Annotated in this window: 25 protein-coding genes; 17 read left to right on the top strand and 8 right to left on the bottom strand. The window is 66.0% G+C overall.

All coding sequences use genetic code 11. From position 1 onward, the window contains the following. Window positions 1–22: 22 nt before the first annotated feature. Entirely contained in the window at window positions 23–1,564 is a 1,542-nt protein-coding gene (locus tag ACFTS5_RS08045) for an MFS transporter (protein WP_378628718.1), read from the bottom strand. Window positions 1,565–1,670: 106 nt separating this feature from the next. Here ACFTS5_RS08045 and ACFTS5_RS08040 point away from each other — a divergent pair, with 106 nt between their 5' ends. The 3 genes from ACFTS5_RS08040 to ACFTS5_RS08030 all read left to right on the top strand — a co-directional run bounded on the left by ACFTS5_RS08040 (window position 1,671) and on the right by ACFTS5_RS08030 (window position 4,584). Next, a complete protein-coding gene (locus ACFTS5_RS08040) occupies window positions 1,671–2,279 on the top strand; it encodes a TetR/AcrR family transcriptional regulator (RefSeq protein ID WP_378628715.1) in 609 nt (202 codons plus the stop codon). A 206-nt stretch (window positions 2,280–2,485) separates the two neighbouring features. Beyond that, entirely contained in the window at window positions 2,486–3,598 is a 1,113-nt protein-coding gene (locus ACFTS5_RS08035; protein WP_378628714.1) for a GGDEF domain-containing protein, read from the top strand. Window positions 3,599–3,666: 68 nt separating this feature from the next. Continuing rightward, the gene (locus ACFTS5_RS08030) at window positions 3,667–4,584 is read left to right on the top strand and encodes an LLM class F420-dependent oxidoreductase (RefSeq protein WP_378628711.1); all 918 of its coding nucleotides are present in this window, start codon (window positions 3,667–3,669) and stop codon (window positions 4,582–4,584) included. A gap of 114 nt (window positions 4,585–4,698) precedes the next feature. Here the strand turns inward: ACFTS5_RS08030 and ACFTS5_RS08025 are convergent, their stop codons facing one another. The 5 genes from ACFTS5_RS08025 to ACFTS5_RS08005 form a co-directional block, all read right to left on the bottom strand. Then, complete coding sequence (locus ACFTS5_RS08025; RefSeq protein ID WP_378628709.1) at window positions 4,699–5,238, bottom strand: AAA family ATPase; 540 nt, start codon at window positions 5,236–5,238, stop codon at window positions 4,699–4,701. Between the two features lie 23 nt (window positions 5,239–5,261). Beyond that, a complete protein-coding gene (locus ACFTS5_RS08020; RefSeq protein ID WP_378628708.1) occupies window positions 5,262–5,465 on the bottom strand; it encodes a hypothetical protein in 204 nt (67 codons plus the stop codon). 235 nt (window positions 5,466–5,700) lie between these two features. Beyond that, window positions 5,701–6,498: an SDR family NAD(P)-dependent oxidoreductase gene (locus ACFTS5_RS08015; RefSeq protein ID WP_378628706.1), complete on the bottom strand. Its 798-nt coding sequence runs from the start codon at window positions 6,496–6,498 to the stop codon at window positions 5,701–5,703. Between the two features lie 178 nt (window positions 6,499–6,676). Further along, window positions 6,677–7,294: a hypothetical protein gene (locus tag ACFTS5_RS08010; RefSeq protein WP_378628703.1), complete on the bottom strand. Its 618-nt coding sequence runs from the start codon at window positions 7,292–7,294 to the stop codon at window positions 6,677–6,679. Window positions 7,295–7,385: 91 nt separating this feature from the next. Next, window positions 7,386–8,843, bottom strand: coding sequence for a hypothetical protein (locus tag ACFTS5_RS08005; RefSeq protein WP_378628701.1), 1,458 nt, complete (start codon window positions 8,841–8,843; stop codon window positions 7,386–7,388). A gap of 157 nt (window positions 8,844–9,000) precedes the next feature. On the opposite strand from ACFTS5_RS08005, the gene ACFTS5_RS08000 reads away from it, so the two are divergent. Genes ACFTS5_RS08000 through ACFTS5_RS07990 form a run of 3 tightly spaced genes read left to right on the top strand, consistent with a single transcriptional unit; the run spans window position 9,001 to window position 11,220 of the window. Further along, window positions 9,001–9,894: a helix-turn-helix domain-containing protein gene (locus tag ACFTS5_RS08000; RefSeq protein WP_378628700.1), complete on the top strand. Its 894-nt coding sequence runs from the start codon at window positions 9,001–9,003 to the stop codon at window positions 9,892–9,894. A 32-nt stretch (window positions 9,895–9,926) separates the two neighbouring features. Continuing rightward, entirely contained in the window at window positions 9,927–10,751 is an 825-nt protein-coding gene (locus ACFTS5_RS07995) for an SAM-dependent methyltransferase (protein ID WP_378628698.1), read from the top strand. 55 nt (window positions 10,752–10,806) lie between these two features. Continuing rightward, window positions 10,807–11,220, top strand: coding sequence for a hypothetical protein (locus tag ACFTS5_RS07990; protein WP_378628696.1), 414 nt, complete (start codon window positions 10,807–10,809; stop codon window positions 11,218–11,220). A gap of 140 nt (window positions 11,221–11,360) precedes the next feature. On the opposite strand, the gene ACFTS5_RS07985 is transcribed toward ACFTS5_RS07990, so the two are convergent. After that, window positions 11,361–11,726, bottom strand: a complete 366-nt coding sequence (locus ACFTS5_RS07985; protein ID WP_378628694.1) for a hypothetical protein — start codon at window positions 11,724–11,726, stop codon at window positions 11,361–11,363. 241 nt (window positions 11,727–11,967) lie between these two features. Here ACFTS5_RS07985 and cutA point away from each other — a divergent pair, with 241 nt between their 5' ends. Together cutA and ACFTS5_RS07975 are read left to right on the top strand one after the other, a co-directional pair. Beyond that, a complete protein-coding gene (gene cutA, locus ACFTS5_RS07980; RefSeq protein ID WP_378628693.1) occupies window positions 11,968–12,300 on the top strand; it encodes a divalent-cation tolerance protein CutA in 333 nt (110 codons plus the stop codon). A 129-nt stretch (window positions 12,301–12,429) separates the two neighbouring features. Beyond that, window positions 12,430–13,125, top strand: coding sequence for a 2'-5' RNA ligase family protein (locus ACFTS5_RS07975; protein ID WP_378628692.1), 696 nt, complete (start codon window positions 12,430–12,432; stop codon window positions 13,123–13,125). On the opposite strand, the gene ACFTS5_RS07970 is transcribed toward ACFTS5_RS07975, so the two are convergent. Beyond that, window positions 13,109–14,431, bottom strand: a complete 1,323-nt coding sequence (locus ACFTS5_RS07970; RefSeq protein WP_378628690.1) for a hypothetical protein — start codon at window positions 14,429–14,431, stop codon at window positions 13,109–13,111. The genes ACFTS5_RS07975 and ACFTS5_RS07970 overlap by 17 nt on opposite strands. A 248-nt stretch (window positions 14,432–14,679) precedes the next feature. Here ACFTS5_RS07970 and ACFTS5_RS07965 point away from each other — a divergent pair, with 248 nt between their 5' ends. From ACFTS5_RS07965 to ACFTS5_RS07925, 9 genes are all read left to right on the top strand, one after another. Further along, entirely contained in the window at window positions 14,680–14,928 is a 249-nt protein-coding gene (locus ACFTS5_RS07965) for a hypothetical protein (RefSeq protein WP_378628688.1), read from the top strand. A gap of 83 nt (window positions 14,929–15,011) precedes the next feature. Then, the gene (locus ACFTS5_RS07960; protein ID WP_378628686.1) at window positions 15,012–15,398 is read left to right on the top strand and encodes a DNA-directed RNA polymerase subunit beta; all 387 of its coding nucleotides are present in this window, start codon (window positions 15,012–15,014) and stop codon (window positions 15,396–15,398) included. Between the two features lie 387 nt (window positions 15,399–15,785). Beyond that, window positions 15,786–16,313: a hypothetical protein gene (locus tag ACFTS5_RS07955; protein WP_378628684.1), complete on the top strand. Its 528-nt coding sequence runs from the start codon at window positions 15,786–15,788 to the stop codon at window positions 16,311–16,313. A 205-nt stretch (window positions 16,314–16,518) separates the two neighbouring features. Beyond that, window positions 16,519–17,121, top strand: a complete 603-nt coding sequence (locus ACFTS5_RS07950) for a Scr1 family TA system antitoxin-like transcriptional regulator (RefSeq protein ID WP_378628681.1) — start codon at window positions 16,519–16,521, stop codon at window positions 17,119–17,121. A 109-nt stretch (window positions 17,122–17,230) separates the two neighbouring features. After that, entirely contained in the window at window positions 17,231–18,028 is a 798-nt protein-coding gene (locus ACFTS5_RS07945) for an SAM-dependent methyltransferase (protein WP_378628678.1), read from the top strand. Window positions 18,029–18,087: 59 nt separating this feature from the next. Next, complete coding sequence (locus ACFTS5_RS07940) at window positions 18,088–18,750, top strand: aspartyl/asparaginyl beta-hydroxylase domain-containing protein (protein ID WP_378628676.1); 663 nt, start codon at window positions 18,088–18,090, stop codon at window positions 18,748–18,750. Continuing rightward, window positions 18,747–21,197, top strand: coding sequence for a PEP/pyruvate-binding domain-containing protein (locus ACFTS5_RS07935; protein ID WP_378628674.1), 2,451 nt, complete (start codon window positions 18,747–18,749; stop codon window positions 21,195–21,197). Before ACFTS5_RS07940 ends, ACFTS5_RS07935 begins: the two co-directional genes overlap by 4 nt. Further along, window positions 21,194–21,751: an ATP-binding protein gene (locus tag ACFTS5_RS07930; RefSeq protein WP_378628672.1), complete on the top strand. Its 558-nt coding sequence runs from the start codon at window positions 21,194–21,196 to the stop codon at window positions 21,749–21,751. Before ACFTS5_RS07935 ends, ACFTS5_RS07930 begins: the two co-directional genes overlap by 4 nt. Further along, on the top strand, window positions 21,745–22,302 hold the full coding sequence (locus tag ACFTS5_RS07925; RefSeq protein WP_378628670.1) for a hypothetical protein: 558 nt from the start codon (window positions 21,745–21,747) through the stop codon (window positions 22,300–22,302). Before ACFTS5_RS07930 ends, ACFTS5_RS07925 begins: the two co-directional genes overlap by 7 nt. Window positions 22,303–22,315: the final 13 nt, after the last annotated feature.

Genomic DNA, 22,315 nt, shown 5'->3' with positions numbered 1-22,315 from the left:
GCCCTCATCGTCCTACACTCACCTACGCCCGCGATGCCACGGTTTCGGCTTTCTTGTCGGTACGGCGTCTGCCCGGGGCCCACATAGCGATGAGTACGGCCGCGCCGACAGTCAGGAATCCCAGTACGGTGGCGGACTCCTGCATGCCGTGAATGAACGCGGACTTCGCGAAATCGCCGAGCGGCTGTGCAGTCGGACCTGCGCGCTCTACCACCTCGAGCGCAGCCGCGAGCGAGTCACCGACCGGTTCACGCGCTGCCTCGGGGAGGCTGGGCAGGGCGGGGGCGATGCGCTCGCCGTAACCCGCCGCGAGCACGCTGCCCGCGATCGCGATGCCGATGGCGGCGCCGATCTCGCGGGCGGCATCGTTGACCGCGGCGGCGACACCGTGCTTCTGCACGGGTGTGCCGTCGACGATCGCGGCTGTAGCCGGCGCGGTGCACAACCCGATCCCTGTGCTCATCAGCAGCAACGAGCCGAGGAGGTCCACATAGGAAGTGTGCGAGTCGACTTGCGCGATCATCAGCATCCCGCCCCCGATAGCCAGCAGACCAGCACAGGCGGGGATTCGCAGGCCCACCCGTTCCGCCACCCGCGGCGCGATCACGGAGATCACCACCATCGGCAGGCCCATGGGAGCGAGCGCGAGTGCCGAGATCAGCGGACGGTAGCCCAGAATCAGCTGAAAATACTGCACGATCAGCATGAACAGGCCGAAGGTGACCAGGAACTGCACCGTCACTATCGCGGTGCCGCTGCCGAAGCCCCGATGAGCGAAGAGCCGGATGTCGATCAACGGGTGCGCGACCCGTCTTTCGATAACGACGAAAGCTGTTGTCACGGTCAGTCCTACAGCGGTCGCGCCGATCACTACGGGATCGAGCCAGCCGCGTACGGGCACCTCGATCGCCGCGACCACGATCGCGCCTATTGCCAGAGCGCTGGTGACCGCGCCGAGCGGGTCCATCGCGGGCCTCGATGTATCCACCGATTCGGGCAGCGTGAAGGCTGCCACCGCGAGCATCGCGCCCGCGACTGCCATCCCGGCGAAGATCGAAGCCCAGGACCAGTTTTCGATCAGAACACCCGAGCCGAGGATACCGAGGATCGCGCCGACGCCCGCGACGCCGGCCCACAAGCCGACCGCGCTGCCTCGCCGTTCCTCCGGAAGACCGGCGGTCAGCAGCGACAGCGTGGACGGCATCACCAGCGCCGCGCCGACCCCTGTCACGACCCGCGCGGCGATCAGCCACGTCGGGCTGTCCAGCAACAAGGGGGCGGCTGAGGCGAGCGAGAAGATGACGAGTCCCACGATGAGAACTACGCGCCTGCCGTACCTGTCACCGATCGCACCCCCGGGCAGTACGAGACAAGCCAGTGCCAGCGTGTAGCCGTCGACGATCCAGGTGAGTTCGGCCTGACTCGCGCCGGTATCGGCCGCGATCTCCGGCAGCGCCGTATACAGCGCCGCCATCGAGGAGGTGACGAGAACTACCGCGAGACAAGACAATGTCAGCAGCCAGCGCTGGGCAGCGGACAATCGTTCGCGTCCGGTGGGAACCATCGGGCCTCCGCTACTATTAGTATCGCTTCGCTACTATATGTAGCATAAGTATGGAGCGGGAGGTAGGCCGTGGGGAAAGTCCACCGGCAGAGGAATACTGGGCGATATGAGCGGAACTGACGCCGTCGAGGTCGACCCGCGCCGGGTGCGCTCGCGCGCCCGGCTACTCGACGCCGCCGCGGCGCTGCTGCAGGACGGCGGCTTGGAGGCGGTGACAGTCGAGGGCGTCACCCGATTGTCCAAGGTCGCCAGAACCACCCTGTACCGGCATTTCGACAACGCGATGCAGCTACGCGCCGCCACGATCGAACGGCTGCTGCCTTCGGCAGTGGAGACCCCGCCCGAAGGCCCGCTGCGCGAGCGCCTCGTCGCCCTGCTGGAGCGCCAGGCCGAGGCGATCCGGGACACGCCACTGCAGGTCTCGACATTGGCGTGGCTGGCGACCGGCTCGGACCACAACGCCGACAACCCCGCCATCAGCTCGCTGCGCCAGCGCATCATCGACCACTATCGGGTGCCATTCGACCAGGTACTCGATACCCCCGAGGCGCGTCGGCAACTGGGCGAATTCGATACGTACTTCGTGCTGTCGCAATTGGTCGGCCCACTCGTTTTCGCGAAGCTCATCGGCTTGCGGGCCTCGACTCCGCAGGACTGCGCCCGGATCGTCGACGACTTCCTTGTGGCCCGCGCCAAGACTCCTTCGGTGCCCTGACTGCTGGCGCGTCACAATCATTCGCACCGCCACCCCGTATCCATCCGAAGCGCGCATCAATCCACGCAACGCGGCGGCTCGACCGGCCCGTCAAGTTCCCGGCATGGTCCGACCTAGACTACTGCCGATCAGCTGGTGGGATTTCCTGGAATTTCACACGCGTAACCAGCGAGGTAGGCGATGCGATCGGGACCGAGGGTGAGTCGATGGACGACGGCAAGACGCTGCGGGCCTGGTGGAAAGACCCTGTCGACTACCGATGGCTGGTACGCACGCTGGCCGCGAGGTCGGCGCTGGTTCCGCTGAAGATCCTGATCGGTATCGCCGGTGCCGGGATCGCGGTGATGGGGGCGGTGATCGCGGGAACCCCGGTGGGTCCGCCCGGTCATCCCGGCATCGCTTCGACGGTCGGAGTGTTGGCCGGAACCCTGTGGGCGGCGCGCTGGTGGCTGCTGCCCTGGCCGAGCAAGACCGAGTCGCTGGTACTGATCGCCTGCGCCGACGTGCTGTTCACAGTGGAATTCCTCCAGCTGCAAGATCGGCTGTTCGGGGCGATGGGCACCGTACTGCTCCTCGGTACCGGCAGCTACCTGAGCTTCTTCCACAGCGCCAGGGCACTGGCCCTGCATTCGATGTGGTCGTTGCTGTCGGTGGTGCTGTTCTCGGTGCGGATCGTCACCGGAGGGGAGAGCATCGAGCTGGCCCTCGCGGTCGCGTTGCTTCTCGCATCGGTGGTCAGCGCGGTGCCCGCCTTCCAGCTCCTGTATTCGCTACTGCGCACCGAGTCGCTGTCGGACCCGCTGACCGACCTGCTGAACCGGCGGGGCCTCGAGAATCGGCTGCCACAGCTGATGGACCGCAATCCGACGATCTGTGTCATCTGCTTCGATCTCGACCGGTTCAAAACCGTCAACGACACCTGGGGCCACCGGATCGGCGACATCGTCTTGATGCGGACCGCCCGGCGGCTGCGCGATGCCGCCGGAGAGATGGCGGTGGTGGCACGCACAGGCGGCGAGGAGTTCGTGGTCGCCGCTCCGATCGCCGCGCCCGCCGCGCGCAAGGAAGCCGAACGGCTGTGCCGGGTGATCGCCGAACCAGCGGAGACCACGGTGGCGGTCACCGCGAGCGTCGGTGTCGCGGTCTTCGACGCATCGATCTGTCCGCGATGTCCATGCCCGACTCCGGACCGGCTGCTGCAATCCGCCGATGCGGCCATGTACCAGGCCAAACAGTCCGGCGGGAACCTGGTGGTGGTCGACGAACTCACCCCGCCACCGGGCCACCGCCACCCGGCTGACCCGCAGGACAGCCGCTAGCACCGACCGTTCCCGGAGATCAAGCCACCGCCGCGCCGGACCTGTACGCATCGGGCACGATGGTGATCATGGACCTCCGCATCTTCACCGAACCTCAGCAGGGCGCCGACTACGACACGTTGCTGTCGGTCGCGCGCGCCGCCGAGGAGCTCGAATTCGACGCGTTCTTCCGTTCCGACCACTACCTCGCCATGGGCGATGCCTCGGGCCTGCCCGGCCCGACCGATGCCTGGATCACCCTGGCCGGGCTGGCCAGGGATACCGCCCGCATCCGGTTGGGCACCCTGGTCACCGCGGCGACGTTCCGGCTGCCGGGGCCGCTGGCCATCCAGATCGCCCAGGTGGATCAGATGTCGAACGGGCGAATCGAGCTCGGCCTGGGCAGCGGCTGGTTCGCCGCAGAACACGCCGCCTACGGAATCCCGTTCCCGGACAACCGGTTCGGCCTGCTCGAGGAGCAGCTGGCCGTCATCACCGGTCTGTGGGAGACCAAGCCGGGGGCGACGTTCAGCTTCGACGGCGCCCACTACCAGCTCACCGACTCCCCCGCCCTGCCCAAGCCCGTGCAGGATCCGGTGCCCGTGATCATCGGTGGCAACGGCAAAGTCCGTACCCCGCGTCTGGCGGCCCGCTATGCCACCGAGTTCAACATGCCGTTCGCCTCGATCGCCGACAGCGTCGCCCAGTTCGACCGGGTGCGCGCCGCCGTGCGCGCGGCCGGGCGCACCGACGAACTGATCTACTCCAACGCCCTGGTCGCCTGCGTCGGGCGTACTGATGCCGACGTGGCGCGCCGAGCCGCCGCGATCGGCCGCGAGGTGGACGAACTCAAGAGCAACGGCCTGGCCGGCACGCCTGCCGAGGTCGTCGACAAGATCGCCCGGTACCGCGAGATCGGCGCGAGCCGGATCTATCTCCAGATGCTCGATCTCGCCGATCTCGACCACCTGGAACTCATTGCCGCCGAGGTGCAATCGCAGCTCTGAGATCGACGGGGCTACCGGCTACCCGGCGTTGTCCCCCGCCGGTGCGAGCCTTCTCCCCGTCGGCCGGCCCTGACCGTCACGCGGGCAGGGCCGGCCGAATCAGGCTGTCTCACATCAGGTCAGCCGGTGCGTGCCGGTAGCCAGGAGCAGTCTCGTCCGGTCGGCAGTCTGGTTCGGATTCAGACCGCCGGTGTCGATCGTGTACTGCTCGAGGTCTCCGATGTCGGAGAATGCGCCGTGCAATCCGGTGATCGCGTCCAGATCCTTCAGCTCGTCTCCGACGCGTTGCTTCGCACGCGACACGGTGGTGGCCAAGTCGGGTCGCAGGACCACATAGGAAACGGTCGGCCCGCCGTGGTCGGCGAGTGCCCGAAACGGTGGCAGGAACCACGGGCCGACGATCCCGTCGACGATGACGTCGTAGCCGCCGCGCGCGTATGCCGCGACGGCCGCGACGATCGCCTCGATCACCACCTCGTTCTGCCGGTGCGCATCCGGAAGGAACGGCAGGACGAATCCTGTGCGGATCGACCGGTAGAACAGGTCGGTCTCGAGATGAACTGTCGGAGCGCTCGCCGTCTCGGCGAGAATGCGGCACACGGTCGTCTTTCCCGCAGCAGGCGGACCGGTCACGATGATCACTTCACCACTCATGGACACGGACCCTAGCCAGGCCATCAGCCAACAAACAGTCTTTTCTTTTCCTCCCCATTGATCGCCATCGCCCACCACTGGAGCGCACGCGTGCCAGACACCTGTCCTCGATCTGGTTGCATGACCGTCGCGAACCTGCCGGTCATGGCGGTGTCGACGACGTTCTTGGCTGTCCTGGTTCTGACGTGCTGGAGCCGTGCGCTCACCACCGAATCATCCAGTCCCACATCATTTCCGCGTTCACCGTGACCGGCCGCGAATACCTCACCGTCGCGGACCGCGGCGAGCGACCAGCTGAAGTCCTCGTCGCCGGAGACGGTCAGCGCGGTCGCCCGGTCCAGTACAGGTGCATATTGACAGCGAGCGCGGGCGTGGAAGCGGTGATAGTCCTCGGCGCTGAAGAAGGCTCTCGGCGCGGCGGTCGCCGAGAGCGGGGAGGTGGCGCTGGCTACATCCCGAGGGTCAGTAGTAGACCGGCCCGGGTACGCCGCCCCCGGCCGCGATGGCATCGCCGGTGATGGCGATGCTGCGTGGCGAGGCCAAAAACGTCACCACGTCGGCGATCTCACTCGCGTCGATGATCCGACGAATCGAATTCTTGACCAGCTGTGATTCCAACTCGGCCACGTCGCCACCGTCTTGCTCGACCTGGCGGGTGAGACGTTCGGTGAGCCGTTCGGTACGGGTGAGACCCGGGTGTACGACTGTCACATTCACCCCGTGCGGCCCCAGTTCGTCGGCGAGGTTCTTGGTCAACGCCGAGACGCTCACGTTGCGGATGGTCTGCCCGATCGAATTGGCCTGCCGCGCACCGAGTCCGCTGATGTTGATGATGCGACCCCACCCCTGCTCCACCAGGTGGGGTGCGACAGCACGCGCGGTGCGAAGGTACCCGAGCACCTTGATCTCGACTTCCCTGCGCACGATCTCGTCGGTGGTGGCTTGCAGATCGCCGCCGGCGCCCGCGCTCCACGGTGTGGCAGCGGAGTTCACCAGGATGTCCACGCCACCGAGCTCGGCGACGGTGCGCGCGACGAGTTCTTTCACCTGTTCGTCGTCGCCGGTGTCGGTCGGAACCGCGATCACCCGCCGCCCCGACTGCCGAGCGATCTCCTGCGCAGCTGCGCGCAGCGGTTGCGCCGACCGCGCCGCGAGCACCACATCCACACCCTCTGCCGCGAGCCCCCGCGCGATAGCGAGACCGATTCCCTTGCTCGTGCCGGTGACGATCGCCCGTTTTCCAACCAGTCCCAGATCCATGCGCCGACGCTAACAATCCCACCCAGCGCGCCACACGCTCCAGCTCGAGATGATCCGAACCTGTCCCTGTGAGCACAACCTGCCGCGGGCGCTGTTCGAGTCTCGCCGACGAGATCGCCGAGTCGGTCGACAGGGCATCGAAACGCCCCGCGCACCGCGCAAGTTATCGCCTGGCCCGCTATAAGGCAGGTTGGTTGCCCCGGCCCAGCGGTAGCGCGACGCGTAAGGCTCGAATCTCCTCGACCAGATCGGCATAACCTTCCTGGACTTGAGCAAAGCGCAGCGCGGCGTGGTGCTGATGTTCGGCGCTCTTGGTGTGGCGCAGTGTCCACTGAACGTGGGTGTAGGTGTCTGCCACGTGGCTGATCACCTCGCCGAGGGAATGGGTGTGGCGGCGGCCCGAAGTGGGGCGAGGAAGATGACAGGCCGACCACTCGTCGATCAGGCCGATGACGGTGTTGATCCGGCCGCTGGTGGTGGGCGCGTCGAAGTCGGCGGGCCGACGGGTGGTCGACACCGACGCAGTGAACAGAGTCGCGTGCAGATCCGCCAGCTCGCGCGCCCATCCGATCAGCGGGGACCCGCCCTGCAGGTTCCCGGCGACGGCGAGCAGCAGCTGACGGGCCTCCAGTAATCCCTCCGCGGTCCGAACGCGTGTGTTCTCCCCAGCGCGGCTGTCGGGCTTCGCGGCGGAGCCGCCTGCGTGCGTCACAGCTACACACACCCGGCTCACCGGCGTCTGTCCATTGCCCGATGGCCACGTCTCGGCGTCGTCGTAGTCATGAACCGAGTACATCGCCGAATAATCTCTGCGACAATGACATTCGACAGGGCATGTCGTAAATGCCGCTGTGCGGGGATGACATCGTCGGGTTGCGTCGACATTGCTACGCGGTCGCGAGGCGATGTTCGGTCAGCTGGTGCGGAGTGTGCCGGGTGGTGCGGACTGCCCGCCGGATCGTCTGACAGAGATCGCGAACATCGGATCGCGAGGACGCGAGGGTCGCGGCGTGCACCAGCTGCCCCAGCCGGTCGCCGACTCGCCCGCTGTCGACCTGACCGGTCATTGCCAGCGAAGCCGTCGCGAAGGAGACCGCGTCGTCGATCTGGCCGAGACGGAAGGTGCCCGTGGCGATCGTGATGTTGTCGAACAGAATGCTGCGGGCAGGTCGTCCCGGCGTGGACGCGGCCAACGAAGCGCGAGCGGCGTCGACGGCTTCGGCTGTGTAGTGTTGCGCGGTCTGTCCGCGGGCTGTCAGGGCGTACTCGTTGTAGATCACCGATCGCATCCCGGTGAACTCTCCGGGCGTGAAGAACACCCGGGTCCACGGATCGACTGGATGGTCTGCGACCCGGGCGATCTCGTCTTCGGCGCGGGCGAGCGCGGTCCGCATCCGGCCGACGTCGCCCATCATCGCGTGTGCCCATGCCTCGTTGGCATACAAGCGCGCCGATTCCCCACCGCCGGTGGCGTCTTGGGCAGGCAGCTGGCCGAGTTGGAACATCCGCAGAGCGGCGCGCGGGTCGCGTTCGATCAAGCTGATCCGCCCCAGCACGTACAGCGTCGACGCGACCAGGCTGTCCGCGCCCGCTCGCCGCGCGGACACCAAGGCCATCGTCGCGTACTGGCGGGCGCGATGTTGATCACCGATGTCGTGGTATGCCCACCCGATCAGCCGGGCCAGATCGGCGGTGGCCACCAGCAGCGCGTGCGCGAGCGTCGTATGTCCGCGGTAACCGGCCAGCAGCGCGGTCGTCGATTTCAGGAGATCGACGGCGGTGCGGGCGACCGAGCCGCCACCGTGTCGCTGGTCGCGTTCCCGCAATCCCGAGGTGGCGCTGCGCACCGCATCGATATCGAGCAGTTCTGCGTCGCACGGCATCTCGGAAATATCGAGGGAAGGCAACCACGGCGTCAGGATGTCAGCGGAACCGACAACCGCGGTCGCGAGGGCCTCCAGCAGAGTCGCATCCGCGCCGCGACGCGTACCGGCACCGACGGATTCGGCAGACCGTGACATCACTTCACGAGCGAACCCGACATTCAGGTCCGGCGATGACAGGACGGAGTCGATCTCGGGAACCGGTGCGCCGAGCGCGGCCAGCAGAACGCGGTAGGACTTGCTGGGCCTGCGGACTTCACCGAGTTCCCAGCGCGCGACGTGTCGTTCCGAACACGCGACATTGACACTGTCGCGGCGAGCTCGGTCGTTGATCAACTCGGCGAAATCCCCACGGCTGAGCCCTAATCGAGCGCGACGATAGGTCCGAAGCCGCTGTCCCCAGCTGTTCGCAGCTCCGGCATCGAGAGTGCCGCGGAGGGTTTCGGGGTCGGTGACGTCCATGAGTGGGCCCCACTCTTCTTGCGCCGCAGGGTATGTCGCAGTTCGGATACACCCTCTGACTTGTTCGCCAAATAATCGTGGTTGATAATCTAACCTGATAATCAGGATTGCGAAACAGGTGGCAGCCGCCGCCCAGCAGCCCGATACGGTGGGATCCATGGCACGAACCGCACGAAAAGTGCTGCTAGGTCGAGAGATCGACGCGCTCTTGCGCCGGTCTCGCACTACCCAGGCCGACGCGGGAAAGATGATCGGGGTGAGCCAGTCCCGCATCGCGGCGGTGATCAGCGGCACCGGCAATCTGAGCGCCCAGGCGCTCGACGAACTGGTCAGGCAGCTCGGCGTCACCGACCAGGACTACATCTCGATCCTGCTCGATCTGCGCGAAGACAGCCATCGCCGCGGATTCTGGAACTCCGGCTACCGCCGCGCCTACATCGAGGAACTGCGACTGCTCGTCGACCTCGAGGCCGTGGCGGATCGGCTGCGCGAGACCGCCGCCGAGATCGTTCCCGGGCTACTCCAGCACGAGAGCTACATCCACGCGCTGCACGAGCCACTGGAACCCGACCCCGACGATCCGGACGCGGTCACCGTCGACGACTACGTCCACGCCCGCATCGCCCGTCAGCGAATCCTTCTCGCGCGGGGCGCACCCGAGTTCCACGCGATCCTGTCCGAATCCTGCCTGCGCCGCACCTACGGCGGGGACGCGGTGATGCTCGACCAGATCACCCATCTCCTCGAGCTGTCCGCCCGGCCCAACATCCAGATCCAGGTCATGCCCTTCACCCACCAAGCACCCGGCGCCGGCATGGAGGACCGCTACATCCTGGTTCGTGTGCCCTCCCCAGGAGCGGCCGGCGATCTCGAGATGGCCGTCATCGAAGCTCAGGGCGAGATCCGCTACATCGACGACAAACCCGCCGTCGGTATCCGCGACAAGATCTTCAACCGCCTGGCGATGACGGCTTTGAGCCCCCACGACTCACGTCAGTTCATGGAACACCTCGTCCGCGGCCTCCGCAGCCGACCGACCATTCAGCGATAGACCGGCACCACCGCACCCGCAGAGGAATCACGATGTCCGACAGCGACTTCGAGCCACGCCCGATCGACACCAACAAACCCAGCTCCGCACGCATCTATCACCACATGGTCACCGGCGAGGTGATCTTCGAGTCGGATCTGCCCTTCATACATCGGCTCTACACCGATATCCCCTTCTATCCGTTGTGGGCCCAGCACAATCGCCGGTTTCTCGCCCGCGCCGTTCGCTACATGGCCGGCACCGGGATTCGCCAGTTCCTCGATATCGGGTCGGGCCTGCCGACCGGCGGCAACACCCACGAGGTCGCGCGCGAGCTCGTGCCCGACTCGCGCGTGGTGTACGTCGACAACGACGAAGAGGCGATCAACCGCGCCCGCGAGCTGTTGCGCGAACAGGGTGTCACCGACACCGCGACGATGGTCGACGCCGATCTGCGCGAGCCCGCGCGCATCCTCGCCCACCCCGACACCCAGCGCCTGATCGACTTTTCCGAACCCGTTGGACTGCTGCTGGTTTCGGTGCTTCCCTGGGTCACCGACGCCAGCGAGCCCGGCAAGATCGTCGCGCAACTGCGCGACGCCCTCGCCCCCGGCAGCCACATCGCGATGACACATGTGTCCCTCGAAGACGCAGGCGCGGAGATCAAATCCCAGGTCGCCGCGGGCGCTGCGATCTTCACCGACGCCAGCACACCGGTCACCCTGCGCACCCGCGCGCAGTTCCAGACCTTCTTCGACGGATGGACGATCGCCGAGCCGGGCATCACCTACGCCACGGACTGGCGACCCGAACAGCCGATCGACCACGACGACTACGCCCGCCCCTGCAATTTCGCCGCTATCGGCAGCCTGCCCTAGTGTGCGCCCGCGCGGTCGGCACCGTCGCCGACCGCGCTGTTCGAAAGGATCCACCATGTCGTTACCGACACCGCCCGCCGCCCACTTCCGCAAAGCGGCCGCCAGTTCCCCCCAGCAGGCGTGCGTGATGGTCTACCGCGACAACCACCGCACCCTCATCTGGGACGACAAGCTCGCGCGCCCGGTCGCCACCGCGGCACACCCTGTCCCCCTCGAGGAATGCCTGACCCTCGACCACCACCAGTTCGAGGCCCTCCAGGCCGCGATCCGAGCAGGCCGCCCCATCCGCGGAGCCTTGACGATCACCCGAGGATCCGACGACCTCTACGAATTCAGCGCCGCGCCGGAATGCCGAGCCTCAGCCGGAACCGCCCGGCTCTTCTTCGACCAGCTCGAATACGCCGCGTTCGTCCACGCGGTGCGACACCGCGAGTTCGAACGATCGACCTTCCTCTCCCACGCCGCGTGACCGACTCGACCGTAAACCGCCTGGTCTAGGTGCTGGGGTGCGGGTCAGGAGAGGGGTGTGGGCCGCGACTCCGGGATGCGGCGTGAGTCGGCCCAGCACCGTCAGTCGAAGGTCGAGCTGTATGCCCACGCGTGCCGTTCTCACTGAAGCGTCTGCTGTCCCAACAAGAGTGGGCGAATTCCATCCTTCAGCATCGAGAACAGGACATCGCGATCGTCCGCATATCGATAAACCGACGAATCGAACCCTGCATAGAACTGTCCATCACTCCCCGAATACAGGGTCAGATGAAAGCTGTCCACTCCGATCGGTAACAGAGCGGCACCAGCTACCTCTGCACATCGCCGGGCCACGTCCACGTTGCGGGCGGTGCATACGGCAGATGGATCGAAATACGTCCGGCTCGAGACCACCACTACGCCTACACGGTGAGCAAGGTTGCCCAGCTCGCCCGCGGTGAGGCTGCGCTTGGCCTCTCGCATCATCCGAGCGATCACCTCCTGCACGGCATCTATGTTCCGGACATGCTCTGGCGCAATGCTTTCAGCTCGCAGCAACGCATCGAGGGCGATTGTGTGAGTACGGCGCGATGCCACTGAACGCCCGACCTCGACCCAGTAACGAGTACAGAGCATGCTCCGAAGTCCTCATTGTCCACGGCCTCTACAGCACACCCGCGATCGCGTGCTGAGAACACCAAACCCCGAGTCATGACAGAAGCTGACGCAGGTCGCTAGCCTCGTTGTCATGACTTCCGAATCTCGCGTGTGGGCAATGACCACGACGTTGCCGACCGAACGGGACGCGCACTCGATCGCCGAAAGCCTGGTCGGAGAACGTCTTGCCGCTGGTGCTGAGATCGTCAAGCAGGACAGCGTGTTTTGGCATCTCGGGAAAGTCGGCACCGGCCCGGAGTGGAGGTTGACCTTCCGTGTCGCCGCGGCCGGTCGGGACCATGTCGCCGAGCGCATCGCGGAGCTGCATCCGTGGAGTCGGCCCGAGATCAGCGCGACCCCAGTTCCCTGGACGACCGAGAAATACGCCCAGTGGGTCGAAAGCCCCACAATGTCGCAGGAATAGGGCCCCGCTCTGCGGTCAGTTCGGTCCCGGCCCGTACCTTGGGACACCCGAATTGGGCATAGTCCATGCAGGGACCTAGTTTGGTCCGAGCAAACGTCACCGACAATCCGGCAACTACGATGGAGAGTCTTGAAACACGGGCCTTTTCCTCCAGAGCCACCGACGGCGCTGACCGACGTCGATGCGATCAGGAGCAATGACTGGTCAGCGTTTTCAGCGCTGACCCACATGGAGGATCACTTCACCGTCAAACCGTGGCCCGGCGGGTTCTCCGCGTACTACTGGTATTTGACGTTCGAGGACGCCGAGCTGATTTCCTCGGCTCGACAATGCCAGCAAAGCTTGAGTTCATTCGACCTATATCCGGTCTCGCTGTCGTCGCTTCACATGACTCTGTGCCGGGTTGGTGCCGCCGATTCGATCAGCGACGCCGCCATCGAGGTAGTCACCTCCAGTGCGGCCGAAGCGCTTGAATACGTCGATAGCTTCGAGATCGAGGTCGGGCCTCTAGCCGGCTCCTCGGGAGCGGTCCGCTTCTCGGTGTCACCCTGGTCGTCGATCTGGCAGCTCGCCACGATTCTGCGTTCGCACTCTGGGAACGCCGCTGCGGGCACCGCGTCAAAACCTCTCTCCCACTTCCGCCCCCACATCGGGATCGCCTACAGCAATCGGCGTCAAGAGATCGCGCCCATCATCGAGCGCGTCTCCCAGTTACGCAACATCGTTCCCGTCCCGGTCACGGTTACGCAGGTCAAGCTCGTCCGCCTTTGGCGATCCCAGGATTCCTACGAATGGGACGACGTCGCCACTATCGCCCTTCGATAGGGCGAGCGCCCTCGGAGACAACGCTCGCCGAGGATGTCCAGTCCTCGAGCTCGCTCAGGTAGGTACCAACGACGCGACGATCGATCGTATCGACGACGTCGGCGAGTTCGTGGGCACGCTGCCAGACCGAGCGGATCGGTTGGCCGTGTGAGGTTGCCAGCGCTTGCCGTGCCAGTGACATCGCGTGTTCGGTGTCGGGGCCCTTCTGCTTGACCAGGGCTGTTGCGACGTCGAGCCGAACGAGGGCTTGACTCCATACCGAGTCCGACGTGTCCACCAACTCGGCCACCGACTGGCCGTATTCGAGGGTCTTGCTGTGGTCTCCTGCAGACAAGTGCGCTGTCGCTGCGTTGGCCATCAGCCGTGGGACGCTGTAAGACTCGAACGACAGTGCCGGCGTCAACCCATGCGACGTGTCCGTGTTGTCGCTGAGGTTCATCGCCGCCTCGATCGCTTTGTGCACGCCGACAGAATCGCCGAGCTTGCCCAAGGCACGCGCGAGACCGTTGGCGTACAGGCGGATCGCTTGTCCGCTCGAACCCGCAACCCGCAATCCTTCTTGCGCAGCGTCGACGGCGCGCGCATAGTCGCCCTGATAGTAGGAGCAGAAGCTCTGCGTCCCTTTGACCCACGCGATCAGCTCCCGGTCTCGCGTGAACTCCGCGAGGCCGAGAGCTTCCTCGCCGTACATCCTCGCGTGCTGAAAACGTCCTAGGTTGACAGCCATGTATGCCAGCGCGCCCGACATCTGGCCCGCGAAGCGATACAACCGCGCCAGATGCATCGGTTGCCTGCACTGGTCGAGCAAAACGTCGACTTGCCGACGAAGAGCGAGAACCTCTGGCGCGAGAAGCGTCGGTCCTTCCGCTTCGTATCGGGCGAGGATGTCTCCGAATGCCACCTCGATCACATCGAGCACGCCGTCATCGGCACCTTTGGCCCGCAACAGCCGCATACGTTCAATGATCAGGGAAGGTCGTTCGAAGGACGCTTCCACCTCACCGCGGACCGGTGGTATAGCTGTGGTCGCGGGAGAGCTACTTCGCGGTGATCGTCGGAATTCCTCCGCGACACCATGGCGTCGCGCCTGTTTCGAGTGTCGCGCTCTCCAAGCGGTTTCGCCTTCGGCGACGATCTGGTCGAATCGTTCGCGGTCTTCTCGCGTCGTACGTTTCGCGTAGGTGGTGTCGAGGATCTCCTGCTTTTCGGAACGGGGTTTGACCGCGCTCAGGCCCGACCGCCAGTTGTTGACCGTGGTGGTCTCGACGCCGAGCATCGCGGCGAACTGGCGGATCGGCTGTCTCATCGCCTCTTGCAGCGCGGCAGCTTCGAAGCCGGTCCATTCCCGCCCTCGTATCATCCGGCCCCCTACTTCCAGCTCCTGAACTGGGAAACGCCTACGGTACGCCCACGCTACGCCACCACTGTGCGGTTCCTACCAATGCTGTTGACGGACAACGATTGACACCAGAACCCGCTTCGGAAAATCCGTGGCGAAACCTGCCGAACGGGTGCACCTCGTTGTTTTGGAAGCGTCACCAGGAAGGCCCGCGCGTGAAACATTCGGACGAGCTGAACACGCAGCCCGCGGTGAGGCGTGACCAGTCCTCGGGCGCCAGCCCGATCGCTTCCGCTAACACTGTCGCCGCGGCCGAGGCCACCCACAACCAATCGCGCGCCGAGCTTGTCAGAGCGCTCGAGGCGATGGAGCTGGCCGGGTTTCTCACGGCTGCGCCCGCTGTCACCAAAACCGAAGCCGCCGACACGACGGCCGTGACCGCGCCGTCTGGGGAGTGGCGATGACGCAGACCAACGCGCCCAGGGCATGGACCGAATCCCCCCGCTCACGCTGCCAGTTCTACCGGAGCATGTGCTCGCTGCCTACCGTGGTCGATCCGGCAACGGGGCGGATCACGATGCGGGCCGGGTTTGTCGGGGCGGTGATGATGCCGACCGAGCTGGCTCAGCGGGTCAAGACCAGTCTCGATCTTCGTGGGGTCGCGCCGTTGTCGATCGTCGGCCATCCGCGCGCAGAGATGTGGACGTTCCTTGTCCGGTCCGATATTCGGCCGATCGGTGACCCCGGCGAGGTGGCTCGCTTGTGGAAGGCACGGGTGGTGGTGGTCCGAGACGGGGACATCGCGTTGCCGTCCCCGGTGCCGGACCCGCTGATAGTTCGCACATGGGTGTCCCCGGCCACCAGTGCATTTCGCCCCTCGGGGGCGGTGGTGATCGAGTGCGCATTATCGATCTTGAGGCAGACCCCCCGATGAACAACGGCGGCCGGTCACCTCTCCCTGACGAACCAGATATTCGCCTTTCGGTCGAATTGGCCGGTGTGCGCGTGTATTTCGCCGCCTGTCTGACGGCCGCGCTGGTGTTCGTCTGTGATGTGGCCGCCCGCCGCCCCGGCACTGTCGCCGTCTATCCCGGCCACTGTGCCGGATTGCCCCGCCTCCCTAACGAGCGCCTTTTCCTACAGCCCTGACCCGCGCGCAGCGCACCTTCCGACCGCCCGAATGACCTTGGCGCGAAGGCCTGGTGAGACCAGACGCAGCTCACCCAGGTTTTGCCCCGCGCCGAGGCGGCCCCGGAGTCGATTCCCGGCGACTACCGGGGCCACCCGACCTCCGAGATCCACCGAAGGAACCGAGAACGCCATGTATGCACAGTTCGACACGACAAACGTCTCCTCCACCGCTCGCTCACACCGCCACCGATGGATAGCGGCTGGGGTGCTGGCCGGGCTTGCAGCACTGGCCGTGGTCGCGGTAGTGACGGCCCCGGACGGGGGCGCGCAGCCGACCGGTTTCGCTTGCGAGGAAACCGCCGAACTCGACGTCGTCACCGGTTCCGGTCTGGGAGACACCACCAGCGGCCCGGCCGCGATCCTGGGGTTCAATCACGCCTACTACGTGGACCGATCCGTCGAGCACGCGCGCCGGTTCCTGACTTCGGACTCAGCGATCACCCCTGGCGACCGGTTGCAGACGGGCATCGATGCCGTTCCCGCCGACACCCGCCACTGCGTGAGTATCTCGCCGTTGAACACCAGCGGTGAGTCGGCGCGGTGGGCGGTGACCGTGGCCGAGTTCCGGCCCGGCACCGAGCCTTGGGTCGCCCGGCAGACCGTGACCACCCGCACCGTCGACGGGGCGACTCTGATCAGCGAGATCACCCTGGGCTGACCCGGGGCGGGGCACACAGACCACCTGAATACCTCGGACCGAATCCGGCGACCCCCGAGCCGGTCGGCCTCCGAGGGTGGGGAACGTCCCCGGAGGCCGCCCAACCTCCCGGCCTCCGGGGACGCCTACCCGACCCACACGAACCACCCCGGTGGAACCCTCCACCGAATCTCAACCAACGAAACTACTTGGAGAGGTTAGAACCATGGTCAACACGAGCCGGTACGACACCACCGCTGGCGGACCGGAAACGTTGCAGCGCTTCCTGATCGCCAGCGAGTCCCACACCATCCATCAGCGCTCCTACAGCACCAAACTCCTCCCGGAACTGTTGCAGACCCACGACTACGCCCGTGCGTTCTTCGACAGATGCTCGGCCGTAATGGGGATGGCCGACGACAGCGAGGAGCTTGCGCTCGCGCGTCTGCAACGCCAGACCGTTCTCGACATGCCCGGGTACGAGTTCCACATGCTCATCGACGAGGCCGCGCTACGAGTCACCGTCGGCAGCTGCGAGGTGATGATCACCCAGATCCGCCACCTGATGAACATCTTGACCGCTCGCGCACATGTCCGCATCGGCATCATCGCGCTCAATGCCGAATTCCTCGCCCCAGCAGACAGTTTCGACTTCAGCACCGCCACCGACTCCGACAACAAGCGAATCACCGATCCGTTCGAGAACACCGACACCGCCGAGTTGGTCGAACGAACCTTCGATCTACTCGCCACGACGGCCGTCTACGGCGAGGAGGCCCACACCATTCTCGCCCGGGCGCTGGCCGGCCACGCCGAGTCCGGCATCTGAACCATCCGACCGCCCGCGAGCCCCGCAACAAGCCGACGCCGTAATCCCTTGTCACGGTGGCCGGGAGGTTTGTTCGATGCTTCGTGGCACCCTCCGGCGAGGACAGGACATGACAGCCCCCAACCAGACAGTGCTGGACACCAGCCGCCCCAACACCGCCCGTGTGTGCAACGCGCTACTGGGCGGCAAAGACCACTACGAGCTCGATCATGTGATCGCCAAGCCCCTGGTGGACAGCCAGCTCGCGACAGCCATGGCCGAAGCACGCCGCTTCGCCCGGCGCGCGGTCGAATACCTCACCCACACGCATCAGGTGACCCAGGTGGTCGAACTCGGCTGCGGACTCCCTCTACACCCCGACATCGGTGAGATCGCCCACCACGCAAGTGACACCGCCCGCATCCTCTACATCGACAACGACCTCCTCGCTACCAACCACGCCCAGGCCCTGCTGACCGAACCGAACAACGTCGTCGCCAAGATCGACCTCACCGACACCGCCGCCGTCCTCGCCGAGATCACCGCGGTCATGGACTCCACCGCGCCTTTGGCGGTCTGCCTGTCCGGGACCGCTGAACTCCTCGCCGACGCCCCCGCCGTCCTCGACGCCCTGACTCGCCAGCTCCGGCCCGGAACCTGGATCGTGTTCAGCCACATCACCGACGACATCGCCGGGAACGACATCAGCAGCGCCGTCGCGGCTCTGGGCAACGCGGGCATCGCCTTTCACCCGCGCGACCGCGACACGATCACCACGATGCTGGCCCCCTACAAGCTCGCCGATCCCGGGTTGATCGCACCGCACCGGTGGCGGCCCACCGATACCGAGCATGACACTCTGCGGCCCCTGCACCCCGGCACCTGGGACCTGGCCGCCTACGCCGCTATCGGCCGAATACCCGCTTGAAGAGCAACCAGAAGGCGAGAACGGTCTCGACATCGGCCTCGCAACTCATCCGTACCACCATGCGTGTCAGGAGAGGCAAGTTGATGATGACGCCGCCCTATAGCAACCGACCGGATGAAACCGGCGCGGAACAGTTCTACAAAGGCCCAACCGATGCGGTATTCGACGTGGTGCTGCTGCGAGAGGCATACGACGAGATCCTCACGTTGGTCGAGCCGATGAACACCGAACGCCACGGCGAGCCGCTGCGTTGTATATCCCTGACTCACCGTCCTGACGCCAAGGATTTGCTCGCCGACGGGCTGGTCAGCCAGTTCGCCGCTGACGGAAGCATGCGCTACCACGAGCGCGAATTCTCCCGTCTCAACCCGATGTTCAGCGACACCTACTTCGCCGTCGTGCATCGGTCTGTGTCCGCGCTCATGCCGATAGGCCGCATGCGGCTGATGATCCTGGCACCGGGCACGGTCTACCGGATGCACGCTGACGCCACCAAACGCGCCCACCTGGCCATCCACACCGACCCGGACGCCTATCTGGTCGGACCGGGCGGTCACGGCCACCACATCCCCGCAGACGGCAGGCTGCGAGTGTTCGACACCCGCTCCCGGCACACGGCATTCAACGCTGGCACGGCCGATCGCGTGCACCTGCTGATGTCGGTCGCCGACACCGAACGCCTGCACCACACAGTTCTTCTCACGCCTCGGAGCCGACGATGACGATCCTCACCGGAGCCGAGATCCAACGCCAGCGTGAGACCGGAGCGATCACCATCGACCCGTTCGATCCGGCACGTCTGAACCCGAATTCCTACAACTTCACACTTGGAGACCGGCTGCGTGCCTACACCGCGCCGGTCCTGGACGCCCGCCGCGAGAATCCGAGCACCGAGATCGTCATCCCCGCAGATGGATTCGTGCTGCGGCCGGGCCAGCTCTACCTCGCCAGCACCGCCGAGGTCCTGGGCGGCACCGGGTTCGCGCCGACCTTCGCCGCACGATCGAGCATCGCCCGCCTCGGACTGTCGATCCATTTGTCTTCCGGGCTGGGCGATATCGGCTACATCGGCCAATGGACACTCCAACTCGTCGCGACCGAGGCGGTCCGGGTCTATCCGGGCATGGAGATCGGGCAGATGATGTGGTGGACACCGGTCGGTGAAATCAGCTGCTACACCGGCAAATACCAGGACTCACGCGGGCCACAGGCCAGCCGGTCCTGGGTGGGCCTCACCGGGGATCTGGCCAGGCGGCGGTTCCCGGGACTCGGACAGGAGAGACTCCGCTTCGAGCTGGTCGGTGCGAAGTGTGCTCGCCTGGGCGAGTTGTCTGCGCGAGTGCCGGTTCCGCCGCTGATCGCGGTCCCGGCCGGCGAGCTCGCCGCGGCCATCGAGGCTGATGTGCTCGCGGGTGTGGAGGCGGTGTTCGATGACTTGCGAGCAACTGTCGGTGGCGATGTCCCCGCCCAGGTGGCGCGGCTGACCGACATGATCGCCGACCTGCGGCCCAGCAGCCAGACTGCGGAGTTACTGAACGTCCGCCTCGATGAGGTGTTCCCAGCGGGGACACGGTTCGCGGTTCGGTCCTCTGCCTTGTGTGAGGACTCAGCCGAAACCGCCTACGCAGGCGCCTACGAGTCCCTGCTCGATGTAGGGGCCGATGACGTGCCCGAAGCAGTCGCTGCGGTGTGGCGCTCCTTCTACTCGCTCACGGCCGTGAGCGCGCGGCTGCGCGCCGGTGACCTGGACCCGGCCCCTCGTATGGCGGTATTCGTGCAGGCCATGGTCGAACCCGAGCAGGCCGGGATCGCCATGACCGGCTTGGACCCGGCCGACCCCGCGCAGGCCCAGATCGAAGCCGTGTCCGGCCGGGCCGACGCGTTGGCCGCCGGTGCCGCCACACCCGACGGCAGCGACACCGTTGCCCCGGCGACTGTCGCTGCGGTCACCGAGTTGGTCGAGGCCGCGCGCGAAGTACTCGGCGTCAGCGACGTGGATATCGAGTGGGTCCAGGCAGGCGGTGTCGTCTCGCTGGTGCAGGCTCGCCCGAACACTGCACGCCGCCGTAGTGCCAGCGTCCGACGTGAGATCGCCGTCGTCCCCCTCTACCTCGAACCTCTGCCCGGCGACATTCCGCTGGGGCCACTGACCGGCCCTGTCGGCCACTTCACCAGCAAACGCGGACCTGCGATGCGGCGCGCGCACGAACTCGGTATCGCGATCGGCTCCGCCGTTCTCGTCTATCTCCCAGCCGACCCCGGCCCCGCCTGGGCCAAGGACCTCGCCCCGTTGCTCGGCGCGGCACTGTCGGCGCCGGAGGTGATCGTCGATGTCAGCGAACACCAGCGCCAGATCGTCTGCAACACAGATGATCTCGTCGGTGAGCTGCAATGGCTGCACACAGCCGCACCGACCGGAGAGCCGTTCACGGTACTGGTCCGCGACTACGTGAAAGGTCAGCGTGGTCTGATCACCCACCCTGCCGACCCCACGACCGGCGAGATCGCCGCCGAAGCGTCCGAGGCGGGCTTGCTCGCGATGAACCGTGGCTTCGCCGCCACGACCGACCTGAGCCTCGCACCGGGCTCACCCAGCGAAGACGCTCTCGCAGCCACCGGCGGCGAGACGAACCTGGCCCTGATCGTCCGCATGGCCAGGGACCTGACCACGATGCAGGGGCCCACGATCATCGAGTGGATCATCGGTAACCGCGGCGAGCTGTTCTACATCGACCACACCAAGCTCGCCGGACCGACGAACCCTGAGGCGGGACCGAGAGTGATCGCGGCCGGTCGCTGCACCGGGCAGGTTGTCCGTGTGGTCAATGACGCGGTGCTCGAGCAACTCTCGATCGGTGCGGCGGTCAGCGTGTCCGGTGCGCATATCGATGTCCACCAGCACGGTGCTGTCGCGGAGATCATCACCCGCATCGAGGTTGTCCGGACCAACGGAGGCCGGGTGATTCTCTCGGCGCGACGGCCCTATGCGGTGCTGGCCGCGCTGGTCGGCATGGTGGACGGCTTCGTCTTCGACTTGGGCTCGCGGCTGTGCCATCTCGGAATCGTTGTGCGCGAACACGGTATTCCCGCACTTGTCCACGAAGCCGCCGACGGCGAAGTGCTCACCCTCGACAACGGCACCGTCCTCACCCACGGAGGTCCCCGATGACCCAACCCAAGATCCGGCTCGCTCTCATCGGCCACTCAGGCGCCGGGAAATCCACCACCGCCCAACTCATCACCCACGCCGCCGAATCACGCGGACTTCGTGCCGAGGTCATCAAAGTCGCCGCACCGCTCTACGACCTGCAGCACGCCTTCTACACCCGCATAGGCCGCACTCTCCCACCCGGCCAGCAGGACCAACAGCTCATGGAGACTCTGGCCCGCTGCCTGCGCGACCGAGAACCCGGCTTCCTGCTGAAGGACTTCCTCGCCCGCGCCGACGCGAGTAGTGCCGATGTCGTGATCAACGACGATGTCCGCTCCTACGACCACGATCTACTCCGCCTGCGGGCCTCGGGCTGGACCGTTATGCGAGTCAGCGCACCGGACGAGACCCGCAAGCAAAGGCTCACCGCCCAGGGCTATCTCAGCTTGTCCGACGCTTCCACCGCTGGTGTCGAAGATGTCGATGCCGAGGTCGAAGTCACCAATGATGGCACCCGGCAAGACCTCGCCGCACACGTGCGCGCGGTGCTGGATCGAGTGTTCTCATGCTGACCGGAGCCGAGATCCGGGCCGCGCGCCACCGCGGCGAGCTCGTGATCGACCCCTTCGACGACCACTTGGTGTGCGCGAATTCGATCGCGTTCCGCCTCGGGACCGAGCTGCTGTCCTACCCTCCGGGGGTCGAACTCGATCCGCACCACGATCCAAAGGCGGTGCAGGCCCACATCCCGCCGGACGGTGTCGTACTTGCCCCGGGCAGGCTGTATCTGGGGTCGACAGCCGAGGTGATGGGTGGGCTGCGCTATGCGGCCACCCTGCATGCCTGCCGGTCCGTGTCCTGCCTCGGGCTGCGGATCCAGCTGTCCGCGCCACTGGGTCATTGCGGCGCGGTCATTCCCTGGACTCTCGAGTTGCGTGCGACGGCGCCGGTACGGGTGTATGCGGGGATGACGATCGGCAAGCTCGCGTTCTGGCCGATGCAGGGCATTGCGGTCCGCTATCTCGGCCGGTACCGCGATTCGCGCGGGCCCGTGCGCTCGCTCATCGCCGCCTGCCCACCTACCTCCCCAGTGATACCGTCCGCCGGATCGATTCCGGCATGACCCCCAACGACCA

This window comes from Nocardia sp. NPDC056952 (assembly GCF_042674185.1).
Classification (GTDB): domain Bacteria; phylum Actinomycetota; class Actinomycetes; order Mycobacteriales; family Mycobacteriaceae; genus Nocardia.
Note: the sequence above shows the minus strand (reverse complement) of the source record. Positions and strands in the feature narration are given on the sequence as shown.